This is a genomic window from Caballeronia eucalypticola, assembly GCF_047608185.1.
Taxonomy (GTDB): Bacteria; Pseudomonadota; Gammaproteobacteria; order Burkholderiales; family Burkholderiaceae; genus Caballeronia.
Map to the genome: position 1 here is coordinate 18229 of NZ_JBLKRU010000016.1, position 19176 is coordinate 37404.

At 61.6% G+C, this 19176-nt stretch carries 17 protein-coding genes; 13 read left to right on the forward strand and 4 right to left on the reverse strand.

The features are described 5' to 3' along the window. Positions 1 to 273 precede the first annotated feature (273 nt). Entirely contained in the window at positions 274 to 1185 is a 912-nt protein-coding gene (locus ACMX25_RS19400) for a LysR substrate-binding domain-containing protein (protein WP_414951821.1), read from the forward strand. A gap of 5 nt (positions 1186 to 1190) precedes the next feature. On the opposite strand, the gene ACMX25_RS19405 is transcribed toward ACMX25_RS19400, so the two are convergent. From ACMX25_RS19405 to ACMX25_RS19415, 3 genes are all read right to left on the reverse strand, one after another. Beyond that, positions 1191 to 1688 (reverse strand): Lrp/AsnC family transcriptional regulator, encoded by a 498-nt coding sequence (locus tag ACMX25_RS19405; protein ID WP_062089182.1) that lies wholly within the window; start codon positions 1686 to 1688, stop codon positions 1191 to 1193. A gap of 56 nt (positions 1689 to 1744) precedes the next feature. Further along, a complete protein-coding gene (locus ACMX25_RS19410) occupies positions 1745 to 3196 on the reverse strand; it encodes an aspartate aminotransferase family protein (RefSeq protein ID WP_414951698.1) in 1452 nt (483 codons plus the stop codon). A gap of 180 nt (positions 3197 to 3376) precedes the next feature. Next, positions 3377 to 4303: a 2-hydroxyacid dehydrogenase gene (locus ACMX25_RS19415; protein ID WP_414951699.1), complete on the reverse strand. Its 927-nt coding sequence runs from the start codon at positions 4301 to 4303 to the stop codon at positions 3377 to 3379. Between the two features lie 838 nt (positions 4304 to 5141). Here ACMX25_RS19415 and ACMX25_RS19420 point away from each other — a divergent pair. After that, complete coding sequence (locus ACMX25_RS19420) at positions 5142 to 5324, forward strand: hypothetical protein (protein WP_414951700.1); 183 nt, start codon at positions 5142 to 5144, stop codon at positions 5322 to 5324. 108 nt (positions 5325 to 5432) lie between these two features. On the opposite strand, the gene ACMX25_RS19425 is transcribed toward ACMX25_RS19420, so the two are convergent. Then, entirely contained in the window at positions 5433 to 6335 is a 903-nt protein-coding gene (locus ACMX25_RS19425) for a GNAT family N-acetyltransferase (protein ID WP_414951701.1), read from the reverse strand. 341 nt (positions 6336 to 6676) lie between these two features. Between ACMX25_RS19425 and ACMX25_RS19430 the strand changes: the two genes are divergently transcribed. From ACMX25_RS19430 to ACMX25_RS19480, 11 genes are all read left to right on the forward strand, one after another. Further along, positions 6677 to 8155, forward strand: a complete 1479-nt coding sequence (locus ACMX25_RS19430; RefSeq protein WP_414951702.1) for an aldehyde dehydrogenase family protein — start codon at positions 6677 to 6679, stop codon at positions 8153 to 8155. 231 nt (positions 8156 to 8386) lie between these two features. Next, positions 8387 to 9055 carry a haloacid dehalogenase type II gene (locus ACMX25_RS19435; protein ID WP_414951703.1) on the forward strand — a complete coding sequence of 223 codons (669 nt, stop codon included), beginning with the start codon at positions 8387 to 8389 and terminating at the stop codon, positions 9053 to 9055. A gap of 8 nt (positions 9056 to 9063) precedes the next feature. Next, positions 9064 to 10341, forward strand: coding sequence for an NAD(P)/FAD-dependent oxidoreductase (locus ACMX25_RS19440; protein ID WP_414951704.1), 1278 nt, complete (start codon positions 9064 to 9066; stop codon positions 10339 to 10341). Positions 10342 to 10413: 72 nt separating this feature from the next. After that, positions 10414 to 12039 carry an ABC transporter substrate-binding protein gene (locus ACMX25_RS19445; protein ID WP_414951705.1) on the forward strand — a complete coding sequence of 542 codons (1626 nt, stop codon included), beginning with the start codon at positions 10414 to 10416 and terminating at the stop codon, positions 12037 to 12039. 93 nt (positions 12040 to 12132) lie between these two features. Further along, positions 12133 to 13089: an ABC transporter permease gene (locus tag ACMX25_RS19450; protein WP_414951706.1), complete on the forward strand. Its 957-nt coding sequence runs from the start codon at positions 12133 to 12135 to the stop codon at positions 13087 to 13089. After that, on the forward strand, positions 13086 to 14042 hold the full coding sequence (locus ACMX25_RS19455; protein ID WP_414951707.1) for an ABC transporter permease: 957 nt from the start codon (positions 13086 to 13088) through the stop codon (positions 14040 to 14042). The genes ACMX25_RS19450 and ACMX25_RS19455 overlap by 4 nt, the downstream gene beginning before the upstream one ends. After that, positions 14039 to 15889 (forward strand): ABC transporter ATP-binding protein, encoded by a 1851-nt coding sequence (locus ACMX25_RS19460; protein WP_414951708.1) that lies wholly within the window; start codon positions 14039 to 14041, stop codon positions 15887 to 15889. The genes ACMX25_RS19455 and ACMX25_RS19460 overlap by 4 nt, the downstream gene beginning before the upstream one ends. After that, positions 15886 to 16200, forward strand: a complete 315-nt coding sequence (locus ACMX25_RS19465) for a (2Fe-2S)-binding protein (protein WP_414951709.1) — start codon at positions 15886 to 15888, stop codon at positions 16198 to 16200. The genes ACMX25_RS19460 and ACMX25_RS19465 overlap by 4 nt, the downstream gene beginning before the upstream one ends. Next, a complete protein-coding gene (locus ACMX25_RS19470; protein WP_414951710.1) occupies positions 16185 to 17561 on the forward strand; it encodes an FAD/NAD(P)-dependent oxidoreductase in 1377 nt (458 codons plus the stop codon). The genes ACMX25_RS19465 and ACMX25_RS19470 overlap by 16 nt, the downstream gene beginning before the upstream one ends. After that, entirely contained in the window at positions 17558 to 18760 is a 1203-nt protein-coding gene (locus ACMX25_RS19475) for an NAD(P)/FAD-dependent oxidoreductase (RefSeq protein ID WP_414951711.1), read from the forward strand. Before ACMX25_RS19470 ends, ACMX25_RS19475 begins: the two co-directional genes overlap by 4 nt. Continuing rightward, on the forward strand, positions 18757 to 19176 hold the full coding sequence (locus tag ACMX25_RS19480) for a helix-turn-helix domain-containing protein (protein ID WP_414951712.1): 420 nt from the start codon (positions 18757 to 18759) through the stop codon (positions 19174 to 19176). Before ACMX25_RS19475 ends, ACMX25_RS19480 begins: the two co-directional genes overlap by 4 nt.

Here is a 19176-nt window from a genome sequence, read left to right on the forward strand (position 1 = left end):
GGTGCCCCAAAAGCACGGTGCTCGCAAGAGCTTAGAATGTTTGAAACCCTCCTTCTCCGAACACCGATACCCACACGCTTCGCCACCAGTCATTGAACCTGCCCAAGGACCACCCCGCGCTATCCGCGTAAACCACACACCGAATTTGTAAGGTCGATGAACCACGTCACTAACCCATAGCGCAGGGGTTGTCTTTATTATTTTATTCCGCTCTGCAAGGCTTAAAATCAGCGTTTTGGTTAAGCCACTGTGCACGAAGCGTGAATAATGAATATCCCGTCTTCCCCAAATCTCGATGATCTCCGCGTCTTCTGCACCGTCGCCCGCAAATCCAGCTTCAGCGCCGCAGCCGATGTCCTGTCGGTCTCGGCGGCTTATGTCAGCAAACGCGTAAGCGTCCTCGAAAACGAACTCGGCACACGCCTCCTGCATCGCTCCACTCGCCGCGTCGCCATCACCGAGGCAGGCGAACGGGTCTACGCCTGGGCCGAAAAAATCCTCGACGACGTCGATCATCTCGTCGAAGACGTATCCACCACACGCCGCATTCCACGCGGCACACTGCGCATTTCCAGCAGCTTCGGCTTCGGACGGCATATCGTGGCGCCCGCCCTCGCACGTCTCTCCGACCAACATCCGCAATTGAGCGTGCGCCTCGACCTGTTCGACCGGCTGGTGGATGTCGCAGGGGAGGGCTTCGATCTGGATATCCGCATCGGCGACGATATCGCAGCGCATCTGATCGCGAAGCGGCTGGCGTCGAATCATCGCGTGTTGTGCGCTTCGCCGGCTTACGTGGAACGTCATGGCGCGCCAAAGCAACTGGCCGATCTCGCAAGCCACGCGTGCCTCGCGATCAAGGAACGCGATCATCCGTTCGGTTTGTGGCGCTTGCATGTGCGTGGCGAACCGGTTTCGATCAAGGTGACCGGGCCGTTGTCGACAAATCACGGCGAGGTCGCGGTGCAATGGGCGCTGGCCGGGCGCGGGATCGTGCTGCGCTCGCTATGGGACGTTCGCCCGTTGCTTGAGAGCAAGAAGCTAGTGCAAGTGCTGCCCGATGTCACACAGCCCGCCAACGTCTGGGCGGTCTACCCGGCGCGGCTGGCGTCATCCGCGAAAGTGCGGGTATGCGTGGACTTTCTCGCCGACGAGTTCGCACAATGGAACTTGCCGGCGCCCTGAGTTCCCTAACTGTGATTCTGTGAAAACAGACTCTCAAGCGGGTAGTGATTCTTCACGAACGGCGACTTGATGATGATGAAGCTGAAGTACTTCTCAATGCCAATATCGCGTTCAAGCAAGCCTTCAATAATGCTCTGATAGTGACTCACGCTGCGCGTCACGAACTTGAGCAGGTAGTCGTATCCGCCGCTCGCCAGATGGCATTCCACGATCTCATCCACATCCTTGATCGCCGCGACGAACTTGATGAAGTCCTCGCGCCGATGATCGGCCAGCGTGACTTCGGTAAAGACTATCTGCACGTCGCCGAGCTTCTCAAGCTGGATCTGCGCGCCATATCCGACGATATACCCCGCCTTCTCCAGCCGCTTCACGCGGATCAGGCACGGGCTCGGCGAGAGCCCGACCGCGTCGGCCAGCTCGACATTCGTAATGCGGCCTTTCTTCTGCAACTGCGAAAGGATGCGCAGATCTATGCGGTCAAGCTTGCCTTCGCTGCTCATCGTCAGAATGTCGCTCCAGTTGCGGGGGATCGTCTCAAAAATGTGATTCGATCTTATCACGCAGCTACGTGGGTTTTCACCTTGCCCTGGGCGCCGCTTTCGGCTCCCGGTACGGCGCTGCCTGACGCCGCCGTAAGCTTGAGCGCGGCGCGGACTTCGGGTTCGGCGAGCACCTCGTCAAGCGTCTTCTCGAGGCGCTCGAACATCAGGTCGAACTCGGCTTCCGTGTAGCTCAATGCGGGCGCAAAACCCAGGATGTTGTCGCCGAACGCACGGAACACCAGACGGTTCCGGTACGCGGCGGCCGTGATCCGGTCGGACAATTTGAGCGCGGGATCGAAGCCTTGGCGGGTTGCTTTATCGGAGACGAGTTCGAGCGCGCCCAGCAATCCGCGATGACGTGAATCGCCGACCAGCGGATGCGCCAATAGCGCGTTGAGGCCGCGCGCGAAACGCTCGGCATGGCGAACGCCGTTCTCAAGCAGGCCGCCCTCGTGATAAAGACGCAGCACTTCGATGCCGATAGCCGCGCTGACCGGGTGCGCCGAATACGTATGACCATGGCCGACGATCGCGGCGGCGTCGCCGTTTGCAATGCCCTGGTACACAGCGTCCGACATAAGCACGGCGCCCATCGGCGCGTAACCGGCCGTCAGGCCCTTGGCGACCGTCATCAGGTCCGGCTGGACGTCTTCGGCCTGGCAGGCGAACAGCGGGCCGGTGCGGCCGAAGCCGGTGATGACTTCATCGGCGACGAACAGGATGTCGAGCTTGCGGCACGCGTCGCTCATGGCCTTCAGCCAGCCGAACGGCGGCACGATCACGCCGCCCGAGCCCTGGATGGGCTCGCAGAAGAATGCGGCGACGTTCTCCGTCCCGAGTTCGGCGACCTTCGTTTCCAGTGCCGCGACGGACGCGGCGATCAGCGCGGCATCATCGGCGAAATTGTTGCGATACGCGTACGGCGACGGGATGTGATGCTGGTTCGGCAGCGGCAAGTCGAAGTTGCGATGGAACGCCGGCAGCGCGGTCAATCCCGCGCCGACCGCCGATGACCCGTGGTATCCGCGTTCGAGCGCGATGATGTGTTTCTTCGACGGACGGCCGGTTGCGTTGAAGTAATGCGTGATGAAGCGCACGGCGGAGTCGACTGCGTCGGAACCGCCTAGCGTGAAATACACGTGTTGCAGCGAGGCTGGTGAAAGTTCGACCAGTTTCTCGGCCAGTTCGATCGCGGGTGCGTTGCCGAAGTGGAAATAGCTGGTGGCGTAGGGGAGGCGGGCCATTTGTTCGGCCGCTACTTTCACGATGCTTTGTTGGCCGTAGCCTACGTTGACGCACCAGAGTCCGGAAAACGCGTCGAGGAGTTCGATGCCGTCGGCATCGCGCAGGAATGCGCCGCTGGCGGATTCGAGTACGGTGACGCCGCGGGCTTCGTGGGCGCGATAGTTGATGACCGGATGAATCAGGTGCTTACGGTCGGCTTCGATGAGCGATTGGTTCGACATGGGAATTTTTCTCGTCGCGGAAAGGGGCTGATGACCGTTCCATACTAGAGAAGATGCACAGGAGTCCGACGTCCTAAACAATTCGTGAAATAACGCGGATGCCGCGTTTTGCAGCGCGTCCGCAGCATTTTCTGCCACGGGCGCGTAAAAACGATGATTTGCCCGGGCGAGCGGCCAGATTCAGTAACCGCGGCTGCGATCGATTTGTCCGATCATCGGCAGGCCTTCCTGATGGCGTCGCAGATTGTCGAGCACGACTTCCACGGCGCTGTCCGGCCGCGTTTCGCTGGCGATATGCGGCGTGATCCGAACGCGCGGGTGCGTCCATAGCGGATGTGTTTGCGGTAGCGGCTCGGGATCGGTGACATCGAGGATGGCGTTTTGTAGCTGGCCGCTGGCAAGTGCGGCGAGCAGGTCATCTTGGTTCAGATGCGGGCCGCGGCCGGTTTGAATCAGCGATGCACCGCGTGGCAGCTTGTTGAATAGCGCGGTGTTGAGCATGCCGCGGGTGGCGTCGGTGAGGGGGAGCAGACAGATCAGGATATCGGTGCGCGCGAGGAAGGTGTCGAGCGTATTTGCGCCGGCATGGCATTCGACGCCTTCGATATCCCGGGCTGAGCGGCTCCAGCCGGCGCAGGGGAAGCCGAATAGTTTCAGCCGTTCCAGCACGGCGGTGCCTAATACGCCGAGGCCGAGTACGCCGATGCGCCGGGTTGACGCGGCGCGTACGGGCAGCGGGTCCCATGTTTTTTGTTGCTGCTGGAGTTGGTAGTCGAGGAGGTCGCGGTGGATGGTGAGCACGGCTTGGGTGACGTATTCGACCATTCCTTCGACGATGCCGGGTTCGATCATGCGGACTACGGGGATGTGTTCGGGCACGCCGGAGAGGTCGAATTGATCGACGCCGGCACCGATTGAGAATATGACTTCGAGGTTCGGTAGCGTGCGGGCGGGGTCTTCGGGTGGTTGCCAGGCGGCAAGGTAGCGGACCTTCGCGGGATCGCCGGTGTCTGGCCATATGTGGAAGGGGATTTCTGGTGCTTTTTGGGCGAAGAGTTTTGCCCATTGGGTTCCGCGGTCGGAACTGGCCTTATAGAGAAATGTCATTTTGCTCGCGCCGGTGGACGGGGGGTGTTAGGGGTTGGGGTTCGGGTCTATGCCGGGTTGGTGGTTCTTGCGTTAACGGTCTGAGTCATTGCCGGGTTGCTGCTTTTCAGGTTTTCGCGGGTTCCGTTCTGGCTGATCTTTTTCGCTCTATTAGCCACTGCGCGTGGCGGCGCGTCATTTCTTTGTCCAAAGCGACAAAGAAACGAAGCAAAGAAAGCGCTTTTAACAGCACTACCCTAAGTGTCCACAGCGTGCAGTTTTTATTCATGGGTGCCCCAAAAGCACGGTGCTCGCCAGAGCCACGGATGTGTGAACCCCTCTTTCTCCGAACACGGATACCCCACGCTTCGCCACCAGTGACTGAACCTGCCCAAGGACCACCCCGCGCTATCCGCCTAGAACCATCCACCAAATAGATTCGGATCCCGAAACATACCGGCAACCCACTCAGAAATTGAATCACCGAAATGTGTAAGGCCACAGGTGGCCGAAATAACGCGCGTGCTAGACAAACGCCTAACAAAAATATAGCAGCCAAACTAGAAAATTTAACCTGCATCCGGCCGTCGCGCGATCTGCGAAATTGCTACGCAGACCACACGATCGACCTGTCAGAACCCACGAATTAAGGCTATTTCCACGAGTATTGCTGCACAAACCGGGGGCTAACACATGAACAAAATGGGAGAGCTAAAAAGCGCATGGGGCTGTGCTGGTTCATGGAACACGGGTGCTTGCCCGAGAGCGTACGGGGCGAAGCGTGTTCGTGTCAGTATTCGCGAGAAGGAGGGGTTCACACATCCTAAGTTCTGGCGAGCACCGTGCTTTTGGGGCACCCATGAATGAAAACTGCACGCTGTGGACACTTAGGGTAGTGCTGTTAAAAGCGCTTTCTTTGCTTCGTTTCTTTGTCGCTTTGGACAAAGAAATGACGCGCCGCCACGCGCAGTGGCTAATAGTGATAAAGAAAACATCCAACACTAAACCCGCGAAGACCTGGAAAGCAGCAACCCGGCATTGAACCCGACCGCTAACGCAAGAACCACCCCCGGCATTGAACCCGACCGCTAACCCCAGAACCAACACCCCACCCCACTAACCCCAAGTGCGAACAACCCCCATCGGCCACTTACATTAAAGCCTGATTAATAATCCCAAACTGTTTAAAGTCAGCATCCGCGGGAGGAAACGCCCCGACCAAACCGCCGTCCGGCCCATTCAAAACCATTTTGACCACCGTATCAACCCGTGGCAAACCCAACCCGTCCAACCACTCCGTCAACCCACTATCCCCCGGGGTATCGATACGAACAAACATCCCCTCGTTCAACGCCAGCCAATGACTGATCAATGCCTTCGCCCGGCTCGAATCAGGCGCATCCGGCGCTACCACCGGCCCAATCGCAAAACCTCGCCCGAAACGCCTGAACAAGGCAAATCCAAGCAACTCGCCGTCGTGATCCAGTGCTATCCCATCCGCAGTCCCAAGCAACGCCGGCAACACCTCACTCCGATCCAGCCCGCACGCCCGCGAAGCCAGTTCGATCAACCGAGGCGTATCGTTAGCCCCAAGCGGCCGCAACCGCTCACCCGCCGGTAACGACACCAAAGGCGGTTGGAACGCCGCCCCCTGATGCTGGTCAAGGGACCCCACCGCACGGAAACCTAACTTCTCATACAACGGCTGGCCAGCCACCGTCGCGTGCAAAAACGTAACGCGCCCACCCAGTTGCTCAAGCACCGTTTCCATCAACCGCTTGCCAATCCCTCGGCCCTGCCAGGCCGGCGACACAATCACCATCCCCAACGACGCGCGCTCAGCCCCGTAAGTCCAGTACAACACCGTGCCAATCACCCTCCCCGACACCTCCGCGACAAACCCCGCGCCCGCCTGCACCACGAAACGCCAGTCATCCGCCCGATGCGGCCACTTCAATTCAACAGTCAACGCATGCGCCGCGGCAATATCGTCGCCGGTAAAAGATCTATAGGTAACTGGTTCGCTATCTCGTTCATTGAATCGCTCGGACACGCCGACCTCCCTCGATGGCCTTCACTTCAGCCGCTCAGCAACCCCTCATCAGACTTCTCTTATCCAGGCTCAAATCAAGCTCAGGTCTCACGCCACCACTCTCGCATCCCACAAACAACGTGACTAGGACGATCTTTTCATGAAAGGACCCCGGAGCCGCGCCGCACGAACTTCAATGCAAAACGGCATGTCCGCACCCTCATAACGCGTGTGATCTGCCGAGCCAATGTTTTTGTCGACGATAAATGCTGCGCACCTAGCCCTACGATTTCATAAAGCCACGCAGCATTCGCGGCCGCTACCAAGACCGCTAGTCAAAGTGCTACTCAAAGGATCTTCATATGGATAGCTTCGATCCCGCCGCCGTCATCGTACGCAGCGGCCATTTTATTGGCGGCGACTACGTGGATGAAGGCGCACGCCGCATCGACGTCGCACGGCCATCGGATGGCATGGTGTATGCCTCGGTGCCGCTCGCGGACGCGGAGATGGTTGACCGTGCTGTCGAGAACGCATGGCAGGCATTTCGCACCAGCGGCTGGCGAACCATGCCGCCACGCGATCGTGCCCGCATCATGCGCCGTTTCGCTGACCTGATCGCCGCCAATGTCGACACGCTAGGCCCCCTCGAAGCGCTCGGTTCAACCCGCCCGATCCGCGATGCCACTCACTGGGACGTGCCGTTTACCGCCGAAGGCATTCGCTTCTACGCGGAGTTCGCCGACAAGATTGGCGGCGATGTGGCGGCCACGGATCACGATCACCTCGGCATGACGATCGCCGAACCGTACGGCGTGATCGGCGCTATCGCTCCGTGGAATTTTCCGCTGGTCATGGCATCGTGGAAGATCGCACCAGCACTCGCAGCAGGCAACGCCGTGGTGCTGAAACCCTCCGAAATGACACCGTTCTCGGTGCTGCGGCTCGCTGAACTTGCCATCCGCGCCGGCATTCCAGCGGGCATTTTCAACATCGTTCAAGGCGATGGCCGCACGACCGGCGACGCGCTCGTGCGCCATCCAAAAATCTCCAAGGTTACGTTCACCGGTTCCACACGCACAGGCGCCGCCATCATGGCTGCGTGCGCGGAGACGGGCACGAAGCCGGTGACGCTGGAACTGGGCGGTAAAAGCCCGCAAATCGTCTTCGCCGATGCCCCGCGCCTGGACGCCGTCGCGCGCCGTATCGCCGGGGCTATTTCGGGTAACGCGGGGCAAGTATGCGTCGCAGGCTCGCGGCTGCTCGTCGAGCGTTCGCTCGCGGAGCAACTGGCCGAACGCATCGCAGCTGTTTTCAGCGAACTGAAACCGGGCGCGACCTGGACATCCGGGACAACCCTCTCGCCGATCATCTCGGAACCGCAGGCGGCGCGTATCGAAGCGATCGTCGGGCGCACGCTTGCCGGTGGCGCGACGTTGCGGTGCGGCGGCCTGCGATCCGACGGCTGCGGTGCGGGCGCGTTCTATGCACCTACGCTGCTGAGCGGCGTGACGCAGCACTCAGAAGCGGTTCAAGAGGAAGTCTTCGGGCCGGTGCTGACCCTGCAGACCTTCGATACGGAAGAGGAAGCGCTCGCGCTCGCCCAGCACCCCGATTACGGTCTGGCAGCGGGCGTTCATACAGCAGACCTGGGACGCGCGCTGCGGCTGGTCCGGGGTCTGGAAGCCGGCACGGTGTGGGTCAACCGCTACGGCAGGACGTCCGACTTCATGATCCCGACCGGCGGCTACAAACGCTCGGGCATCGGTAAGGACCTGGGCCGGCAGGCGTACGAAGCGAACCTTCGCTTCAAGAGCGTGCTGATCGATCTGCGCGAGTAGATCCAAAAAAGAAGGGCAAACCCTAAGCCCCGAAAGGGGCCAAAAAACAGCAGCAACCCGAACCGCAGACTCTGCTGCCGACACCCTGCAAAACGCTTGTTTTATGTTTTTGGATTGCGCGAATCAGGGACATCTTTGTTTTTGCGCTGATTAAATCTCTAACAGGAATGCGCTTTCCTGTTTTCGCCACTGAACCCCGCGCGGGTTCATATCAACGATAGGACTATCACCATGATCGAATTCGAACCGAAGTACATCACCTTCGACTGCTACGGCACGCTGACCAGATTCCGCCTCGCCGACACGACGCGCGAAATGTACGGTGACGTGCTGAGCGGTCCGGACATGGACAAGCTGATCGCGTTCTTCTCGGGTTATCGGCGCGATGAAGTGCTCGGTGCATGGAAGCCGTATCGCGACGTGATCGTGAATGCGTTCAAACGCGCTTGCCAACGCATGAACATCGATTTCGATGAAGCCAAGGCAGAAAAGTTCTACACCGCCGTGCCGACCTGGGGTCCGCATCCGGACGTGCCGGAAGGCCTCTCGCGGCTGGCGAAGAAGTACAAGCTCGTGATCCTGTCGAACGCGTCGAACAACCAGATCCAGAGCAACGTCGACAAACTCGGCGCGCCGTTCCATGCCGTGTTCACGGCTGAGCAGGCTCAGTCTTACAAGCCGCGCATGCAAGGCTTTGAGTACATGTTCGACAAGCTGAACTGCAACCCTGAAGACGTGCTGCACGTGTCGTCGAGCCTGCGCTATGACCTGATGACCGCGCACGACATGGGCATCAAGCACAAGGCTTTCGTCAACCGTGGCCATGAACCGTCGACGCCGTACTACGAGTACACCGAAGTCGACGACATCCCGCATCTCGCCACGCTGCTTGGACTGTAAGCCGCCGGATGAAGCTCGACTCCTACTGGCTCGACACCGCGCCGCCACTGCGCTCAACCACCGATGGCCCAGTCGATGGCCGCGTTGACGTGGCGGTGGTCGGGGCCGGCTTCACGGGTTTGTCGGCGGCGCTGGCGTTGGGCCGGCGCGGCGCGTCGGTGGCGGTGCTGGACGCGGGGCGGATCGGCGGCGGTGCGTCGGGTCGCAACGGCGGCCAGGTCAATACCGGCGTCGCCCAGGATTTCGCCGCGCTGGTCCAGCAGCTTGGACTGGAGAAGGCGCGCGGTTGTTATCGGGCCTACGCAGCCGCCGTCGATACCGTCGAACGCCTGATCCGCGAAGAGCAGATCGATTGCGATTACCTTGCATCGGGCAAGTTGAAGCTGGCGTCGAAACCGCATCATCTCGCGCATCTGGAGAAGACGGCGGAAGTGATCCGGCGTGAAGTCGATGCCGATATCGAGATCATCGGCCGCGACCGGATCTCGACCGAGATTCAGTCGGACAGTTTTTTCGGCGGCTTGCTGCAGCGGCATGGCGGCCAGATGCACATGGGCAAGTTCACGGTCGGTCTGGCGGACGCCGCCGCGCGTCATGGTGCGAAGCTCTACGAGAACGCGCCCGTGACATCGATAGAAAAAGCCGCTGACGGTGGGTACCGGATCGTGTCGGCGCGTGGCGAAGTTCGTGCAAACCAGGTGCTGGTCGCGACCGGACCGTCGCGGCAAGGACCGTTTGGCTGGTACCGGCGGCGTCTTGCACCGGTGGGTTCTTTCATCGTGGTGACGGAGCGCTTGCCTCCGGAGCTGGTGCACCAGGTCTTTCCGAATCGCCGTGCGTACACGACGTCGCGCCTGATGCATAACTACTTCCGCATCACGCCCGATTCGCGTTTGCTGTACGGCGGCCGCGCACGCTTCACGGCGTCCGAGCAGCCTTCTGACGCGAAGAGCGGTCGCATCCTGCAGGACGGTCTTGCGACCATGTTCCCGGCCTTGGCGCAGGCACGCATCGACTATTGCTGGGGTGGTCTCGTCGATATCACCGCCGACCGGCTGCCGCGTGCGGGCCAGCATGACGGCATCTATTTTTCGATGGGTTATAGCGGCCACGGCACGCAGATGTCCACGCACATGGGGCAGGTCATGGCCGATGTCATGGACGGCCGCGAGAGCGCCAATCCGTGGCGTGAATTCGAGTGGCCGGCGATTCCCGGCCACACGGGCAAGCCGTGGTTCCTGCCGCTGGTGGGCACGTATTACCGCATCAAGGATGTGTTTTATTGATTCGTAGCCTTTCATGTAATCAAGCCGAAAAAACCAAAAATCAACCCCAGCCACCCTCGCGGAGAAGTCTCGATGAACAAACAAGATCTGCAACACGCCGATGCCCCAGCCGGGACCGAAGTGACCGAACTCGAGCGCCTGACGCGCCGGGGTGCGTCACGGCGCGAGGTGCTGCGTGCGCTGGCTGCAGCCGGCATGGCTTCGGTCACCGGGGCAGGGTTGCTCACCGCGAGCGGCGCTGCGTTCGCGCAGGCGAAGCCAAAGCAGGGCGGCAAGATTCGCGTGGCCACACAGTCGGCATCCGCCGCGGATACGCTTGATCCGGCAAAGGGCGCGCTCGGCACGGACTATGTTCGTGCATTCATGGTCTACAGCGGGCTGACCGAACTGGATTCGCATCTGGGCGCGAAGATGGCGCTCGCGGAATCGCTGGAAACAAAGGACGCGACCGTGTGGATCGTGAAGTTGCGCAGCGGCGTTCAATTCCACGACGGCAAAGCACTGGCGCCCGCCGACGTGATCTATTCGCTGATGCGCCATAAGGACCCGGCCACGGCATCGAAGGCCAAGACGCTCGCCGACCAGATCAAGGACGCGAAAGCCACGGGCCCGAATGAAGTCACCATCACGCTGGAAGGCGCGAATGCCGACCTGCCGGTGATCCTGGCGACCTCGCACTTTCTCATCATCAAGGACGGCACGACCGACTTCAAGACGGCCATTGGCACTGGTCCCTTCAAGATCAAGGACTTCTCGCCGGGCGTGCGTACGGTTGGCGTGAAGAACGAGAAGTACTGGAAGCCGGGCTTGCCGCATCTGGACGAAGTCGAGCTGATAGGTATTGGCGACGAATCCGCGCGCGTGAATGCGTTGCTTTCCGGCGACGTGCAACTGATCAACGCGATCAGCCCGCGCTCGACAGGCCGCATCAAGGGCACGCCGGGTTTCACCGTGCTGGAGACGAAGACGGGCCAGTACACGGACCTGATTGTTCGCGACGACGGCGGGATTGGCGGCAACGCCGATTTTCGTCGAGGTATGTTCTATCTCATGGACCGCGAGCAGATTCGCCGCGCCGTGTTCCAGGGTTTCGGCACGATCGCCAATGACCAGCCGATCGATCCGACCAATAAGTACTTCATGCCGGGTATTCCCCAGCGTCCCTACGATCCGGAGAAAGCCAAGTTCTACTTCCAGAAGGCAAAAGTGGGTAACGCACCCGTGCAGATTTATGCCTCGCCGGCGGCCGACGGTTCGGTCGAAATGGCCGTGCTGTTGCAACAGGCTGCGCCCGCAGCGGGCTTGAACCTGCAGGTCACGCGTGTGCCCGCCGACGGCTACTGGTCGAACCACTGGATGAAACATCCGCTGGGTTTCGGCAATATCAATGCGCGTCCAAGCGCCGACGTGCTGTTCACGCAGTTCTTCAAGTCGGACGCGCCATGGAACGAAGCGAACTGGAAGAGTCCGAAGTTCGATCAGATGTTGCTCGCGGCGCGCGGCGAACCGGACGACGCCAAGCGCAAGCAGATCTACGGCGACATGCAGGTATTGGTGCACGAGAGCGGTGGTGTCGGCATTCCGATGTTCCAGAGTTCGCTCGACGGTTTCACGACCAAGCTCAAAGGCCTCGGATCGATTCCGCTGGCCGGCCTGATGGGCTTCATGTTCGCGGAGCATGTCTGGCTGGAAAGCTGAAGCGGGACCCAGTGGTCACCTAGTGGTCATGTAAAGCAGCAGCAAAGCACGCCGCCCGCGCGGGGCGTGCCGTTTCAACCCCGGAGGCGGATCATGAAAGCACACGCGTCACGACTTATCGCTGCTCGCCTGGGCCTCGCATTGCTCACGCTGCTGATTGTGTCGGCAGTGGTGTTCGGCATTACGGGGCTGCTTCCCGGCGACGCCGCGCAGCAGGCACTCGGGCAAGCGGCTACCCCCGAAGCAGTCACTGCGCTACGGCATCAGTTCGGGCTCGACCAGCCGGCCTTGCAGCGCTACTTCGAGTGGCTCTATCTGATTGTCACCGGCAACTTCGGCATGTCGTTATCGAATAGCTTGCCCGTGAGTCAACTGATCGCCACGCGCTTGCCGAACTCACTCGTGCTGGCCGGATTGACCGCCCTGGTGTCCGTTCCGGTCGCGCTCTTCATCGGCATCTCGTCAGCCATGTTCCGCGGCTCGCTGCTCGATCGCGTGCTCAACGTGCTGACGTTATCCACCGTTGCAGTGCCGGAGTTCCTGATTGCGACCATCGCCGTACTGGTCTTCGCCGTGAAACTGCGCTGGCTGCCCGCGTTGTCGTATTTGTCCGAGGTGTCGTCGTTCGGCGGCCTGCTGCGGATCTACGCCATGCCCGTCATGACGCTGTGCTGCGTGCTCGTCGCACAGATGGCGCGCATGACCCGCGCCGCCGTGCTCGACCAGCTCAACGCATCGTATGTCGAGATGGCGATCCTTAAGGGCGCGTCGCCCATGCGCGTGGTCCTGCGCCATGTGTTGCCCAACACCATTGGCCCGATCGCGAATGCGGTGGCGCTGAGCCTGTCGTACCTGTTCGGCGGCGTGGTGATCGTGGAATCGATCTTCAATTATCCGGGCCTGGCGAGCCTCATGGTCGATGCCGTCACGAACCGCGACATGCCGCTCGTGCAGGGTTGCGTCATGGTGTTCTGCGCGGCTTACCTGCTGCTCGTGCTGATTGCCGACCTGGCTCAAATCGTATCCAACCCGAGGCTGCGTCAACGATGAACCGACCTGCCAATTCTTCCATTCACCATCCCGGCAATGAGCTCTACGACATGGGCCTCGATGAAATCGTCAATGACCCGGCCATCCCCGAGCCTGAAGTTGCCGGGCCAAAAGCGGGCGTGCTGAAACGGCTGCACCGGCGCTTCTCCGTGCTGGGTTTGATCGGCTTCGTGCTGGTCGTATTCTGGATGACCATTGCGGTCATCGGTCCGTGGATTGCACCTTATAAAAGCGGTGCGCTGTCGTCGGTGGATATATTCGCCGGGTCGAGCCGTGCGTTCGCGCTGGGCACCGACTATCTTGGCCGCGACATGCTCAGCCGGATTCTCTACGGCACGCGATACACGGTCGGGCTGGCGCTGGGCGCGGCGTTGATGGCGAGCCTGATCGGCACGTTCTTCGGCTTGATCGCTGCGGTGTCGGGACGTTGGGTGGATGAAATCCTGAGCCGCTTGTTCGACGCGTTGATCTCCATTCCAAGCAAGGTGCTCGCGCTCGTCGTGATCGCCGCGTTTGGTTCCTCCATCCCGATGTTGATGGGTGTCGCCGCGCTCGCCTACATTCCCGGCGCGTTCCGCATCTCGCGCTCGCTCGCGGTCAACTTGATGACGCTCGAATATGTACAGGTCGCGCGGGCTCGCGGCGAAAAACTGTTCTACATCGCGCGCGTGGAAGTGCTGCCGAACATGATCCATCCGATGCTCGCCGACTTCGGCCTGCGCTTTGTGTTCATCGTGTTGCTGCTTAGCGGCCTCAGCTTCCTGGGCCTCGGCGTGCAGCCGCCCAATGCCGACTGGGGCTCGCTTGTGCGCGAGAACATTGGCGGGCTGGCTGAAGGCGCGCCCGCCGTCTTGATGCCGGCTATCGCGATTGCGACGCTGACTATCGGCGTGAATCTGCTGATCGATAACCTGCGCCGCCGTGGCGGCCGCGGGCAAGGAGCTGCGCAATGAACACCGACGCGATCGACATGATTCAAGTGAAGGGCTTGCGCGTGGTGGCAGGCGCGGCCCCCGATCCGGTGACGGAGATTGTCAAGGGCGTCAACTTCTCGGTGAAGAAAGGCGAAGTGCTCGCGTTGATCGGCGAGTCGGGATCGGGCAAGACGACCATCGCGCTGGCGCTCCTGGGATATGCGCGGCAAGGATGTTCTATTAGCGGCGGGTCGGTGCGGATCGGCGAGACGGAAGTGCTTGAACTCGACCAGCGAGGCCGCCGGGCACTGCGTGCCCGGACCGTGGCGTATGTGGCGCAAAGTGCGTCCTCGGGGTTCAATCCGGCGCGCACGATTATTGATCAGGTAACCGAACCTGCGTTGCTGCATCGGCTGATGACGAAAGACGCGGCGCGTCGCAAGGCGGTCGAATTGTTCCGTGCGCTTGCGTTGCCGGAGGCGGACACGATCGGCGAGCGTTATCCGCATCAGGTATCCGGTGGCCAGTTGCAGCGTCTGATGGCGGCCATGGCGTTGATCACGGATCCAGCGGTAGTGGTGTTCGACGAACCGACGACCGCACTCGATGTAACCACGCAAATCGAAGTGCTTGCCGCGTTCAAGAAGGTGATCCGCGAGTTGGGTACTACGGCGATCTACGTGTCGCATGATCTTGCGGTCGTCGCGCAAATGGCGGACCGGATTGTCGTGCTGAACGGCGGCCGGGTAAAGGAAGATGGTCTGGTGGCGCAAGTGCTCGACGCGCCCGTCGATGTTTACACGCAGCAGCTACTGGCTGCCACGCGGCGGCCCGAGCCGGTGTTATCGGTGCAGACGGCGGCGCAGAAACTCGCCGCACCCTTGCTCGAAATTCGTGGGTTAGCGGCGGGTTATGGCCGTATCGACCGATACGGCGCGCCGGCCGTGCGCGTGCTCGACGACGTGAGTCTGTCCATCGCGCGCGGCAGCACGCTGGGCGTGATCGGCGAATCAGGATCGGGCAAGACGACGCTCGCGCGCGTGGTGGCGGGTCTGGTCGACCGGGCGCGCGGTGAAGTTTTCTTCGATGGCAACCCGCTCCCGGCGCAGCTCTCAAAACGGACTCCTGATCAATATCGGCAGATCCAGATCGTGTTCCAGAACGCCGATACCGCGTTGAACCCGAGCCATACAATCGCCGATATCCTCAGCCGGCCGCTCGCTTTTTATCATCATCTGCGCGGGTCGGCGGCGCGCAAGCGAATGCTCGAACTGCTCGATCTCGTCAAGCTGCCCGCATCGATTGCAGCGCGCGCGCCGGGTGGTTTGTCAGGCGGCCAGAAGCAGCGTGTCAACCTGGCGCGCGCGCTCGCGGCCGACCCCGCGCTGATCCTCTGCGACGAAGTGACGTCCGCGCTCGACACTGTCGTCGGCGCGGCCATTCTCGACCTGCTTGCAGAACTGCGCCGTGAGCTGGGTGTGTCGTACATGTTCATCAGCCACGATATTTCAACGGTGCGTTCGATCTGCGATGAAGTGATCGTGCTGTACGCGGGGCATCGTGTGGAAGCGGGCGAGCGCGATGTGCTCGTGGCGCCGCCGTATCACCCGTATACCGGCTTGCTGGTCGACTCCGTGCCGGCGCTGAAACCCGGTTGGCTCGACGCGCGCCGTTTGGTGGGCAGCGCCGCGTTGCCGCAGATGGGCGAAAGCGCGGACATCGCCGAGCTGTGCAGCTTCAGGGCGCGCTGTCCGGTTCGTATCGACGGTAAATGCAATGCCACGCCGCCCTCCATGAAGAAGCTGGCTTCGGGCGCCGAAATTCTTTGCCACCATTCAACGGACGAGTTGAGCCGGCTGCAGACTGTCGAGGTGGTTGAAGCATGAGCGGACGATTCGTGCGGCTGGCGGAAACGGAGCGTAAGACGTTTGTGATAACCGTCGATGGCGTCGCGCGCCAGGCAGCCGATGGCGACACGCTGATGGTCGCGTTGCTGACCGGCATGCGGACCTTGCGCGACTCCGAATTCGGCGATGGCAGGCGCGCGGGATTCTGCCTGATGGGCGCATGCCAGGATTGCTGGGTCTGGACCGCTGACGGCGAGCGCTTGCGTGCGTGTACAACGCCGGCGGAAGCGGGCATGTCGATCGTCACGCAATTGGCTGCAGACGGGGAGGGCGTATGGCCGCGCGGGTAGTCGTGATTGGCGCGGGACCAGCGGGCGTGCGGGCAGCCGAGGCACTGGTCGAAGCGGGTCTGCGGCCAACCGTCATCGATGAAGGGCGGCGAGACGGCGGCCAGATTTATCGACGGCAGCCGGACGGTTTTACGCGGTCGTACGAGACGCTCTATGGCACCGAAAGTGCACGCGCTGCCGCGCTGCATTCGACCTTCGACGCGCTCAAGAGCCGTATCGACTACTTGCCTGAGACGCTCGTCTGGAACATCGGGGCGAACGCCGTGCATCTAGTGAGTGGGACGTCGTACCGCACGCTTGATTTCGATGCGCTGATCATTTGCACTGGCGCAACGGACCGGTTGATGCCGGTCAAGGGCTGGCATTACGCCGGCACATATAGCCTGGGAGGTGCCCAAGTCGCGCTGAAGTCGCAAGGGTGCTCGATCGGTTCCCGAGTCGTGCTGATGGGCACCGGGCCGCTGCTGTACCTTGTCGCTGCGCAGTATGTGAAAGCGGGCGCAGCGGTGTCCGCCGTCTTCGATACCTCCACGCTTTTACACCGGCTCAGCGCGTTGCCGAAGCTGCTCGCCATTCCCGCCGCGCTGAAAAAAGGCATCGCTCTGATGGGCGTGCTGAGGAAAGCGCGGGTGCGTGTATATCGCGGCGTGCGGCCATTGGAAATAAGCGGCTCATCGGAGCATTGCGTGAGCCACGTAGAGGTCGCGCTGCAAAGCGGCATGCCTTTGAAGGTGGCCTGCGATGCAGTCGCGATGGGGTACCACTTGCGCCCCGAAACGCAGCTCGCCGACTTGGCCGGCTGCGAATTTACCTTCGATGACGCCACCCGGCAATGGCTGCCCGCTACCGATGAAGACGGCCGCAGCAGCGTGAAGGGCGTCTATCTGGCAGGCGACGGTGCGCGTATCCGCGGCGCGGATGCCGCTGAACGATCAGGCCGTCTCGCCGCCCTCGCTGCGATGCAGGACAGTGGTTTGAAGGTCGAAGGCCTGGCTGCCTTGCGTGAACAATTGCAGGTCTTCAGCCGCTTCGCGGCCGGCTTGCGCGCGGCCTTTCCGTGGCCGGCGCGGTTTGCGAGCATGCTGCCGGACGAGACTATCGTGTGCCGTTGCGAAGCCATCACTGCCGGCGAATTACGTCGCGTCGTCCGCGAAACCGGCGCGCAGGAAGCGAATCGCGCGAAGGCATTTTCGCGTGTGGGCATGGGCCGCTGCCAAGGCCGCTTTTGCGCTCACGCGGGTGCGGAAGTGATCGCAGCGGCTGCGTCCGTGCCGCTGGCTTCCGTTGGACGGCTGCGTGGGCAAGCACCCGTCAAACCGCTGCCGGTGGCGCTGGTCGAGGAAGAGGGGGCAACTGAATGACCGCGACACAACGAGCAGCTTCCGGTGCCTCTCATCAAGCCGATGTGATCGTGATCGGCGGCGGCATCATGGGCACGACCACTGCGTTCTTCCTTCGACGCCGCAACCCCGCTTGCTCCGTGATCCTGCTCGAGCGCGGCTTGACGGGCCAGCAAGCGAGCGGCGTCAATTTTGGCGGTGTCCGCAGGCAAGGCCGTGCGCTGCCGCAACTCGCAATGGCGAATCGCTCGCTCAACACGTGGCAGCGTTCGAAAGAGCTGCTGGGCGAGGACGTCGAATTCCTGCCGTCCGGGCACACACGGGTCTGTTATCACGCGCACGATGCGGATACCTTCGACCGCTATGCCGCCGATGCCCGGGCGTACGGCCTCAATCTCGAAGTGCTGCACGGCAAGGCGATGTTCGAGCGTTTCCCTTTTCTCGGCCGCGAGGTGCTGGCCTCTTCCATCTCGCCGCTCGACGGTCATGCAAACCCCCGCCTCGCCGCGCCGGCCTTCGGCCGGGCGGCGGCGCGCATGGGCGCGCAGGTGGTGGAGAACACGGAGATCGTGCAGGTGGAGAAGGACGGCGGCGGCTTTCGCGTGGAGACTGCGGCAGGCGTGGTGTATCGCGCAGCGCAGCTCGTGATTTGCGCGGGCGCGTGGGCGAGCAGACTCACTGAGCAGTTCGGCGAGCCGGTGCCGCTGCGCGCAAGCGGACCGCAAATGTCGGTCACTGAACCTGTGCCTTATGTTTTCAAGTCGTCGATGGGCGTGTTCACATCGATCAAGCAGGAGGGCATCTACTTCCGCCAGATTCCGCGCGGCAACATCATCATAGGAGGCGGCCCACCCGGTCCCGCCGATGCGCTAACGAGACGTGCATCCGTGCTGCCGATCAACACAGTGCGCCAGATCGCGCAGCTGCGCCGCCTGGTTCCCGCGATGGCTCCGCTGCACGTGATCCGCGTCTGGAGCGGTGTGGAGGGTTACCTGCCCGACGGCGAGCCGGTGATAGGCCGCAGCTCGACTACTGACGGACTGTTCTATGCGTTCGGCTTCAGCGGCTCGGGGTTCCAGATTGGCCCGGGCGTAGGTGAGACGCTGGCCGAGCTGATCGATACCGGTAGCACACCGATTCCACTCGATCTATTTTCGATCAGCCGGTTCGCGGCCTTTGCAACTTCATCGCAGGCTCAACCTGCGGCGGCGGCTTCATGAAACAAGCCATGCCGCTGACCGAAGCACGGGCGTTTATCGAAGCGCATTTCGATGAACCTGTCACGCTTGCACAACTTGCCGAGCTCTCGGCGCTTAGCGTCTCGCGATTCGCGACCGCGTTTCGCCAGCAGTTTGGCTCTTCACCATACCGGTATTTATGCGGGCTACGGATTGAACGCGCGCAAGCATTGTTGCTGGCGGGCATGCCGGGATCGGTGGTCGCGGCTGAAGTCGGGTTCTTCGACCAGAGTCATTTCGCACGGCATTTCAAACGTTTCTGCGGCATGACACCGAGCATGTATCTAAAGCGATCGCGCGCGAGATGTTCAGTACAGGGCGGCAGCGGCTTGTTGCGCGGCGCTGGTAATGGAGTTGAGCGGGCGGACGAGCACATGCTCTGCGAGCAAGCAGCGTGA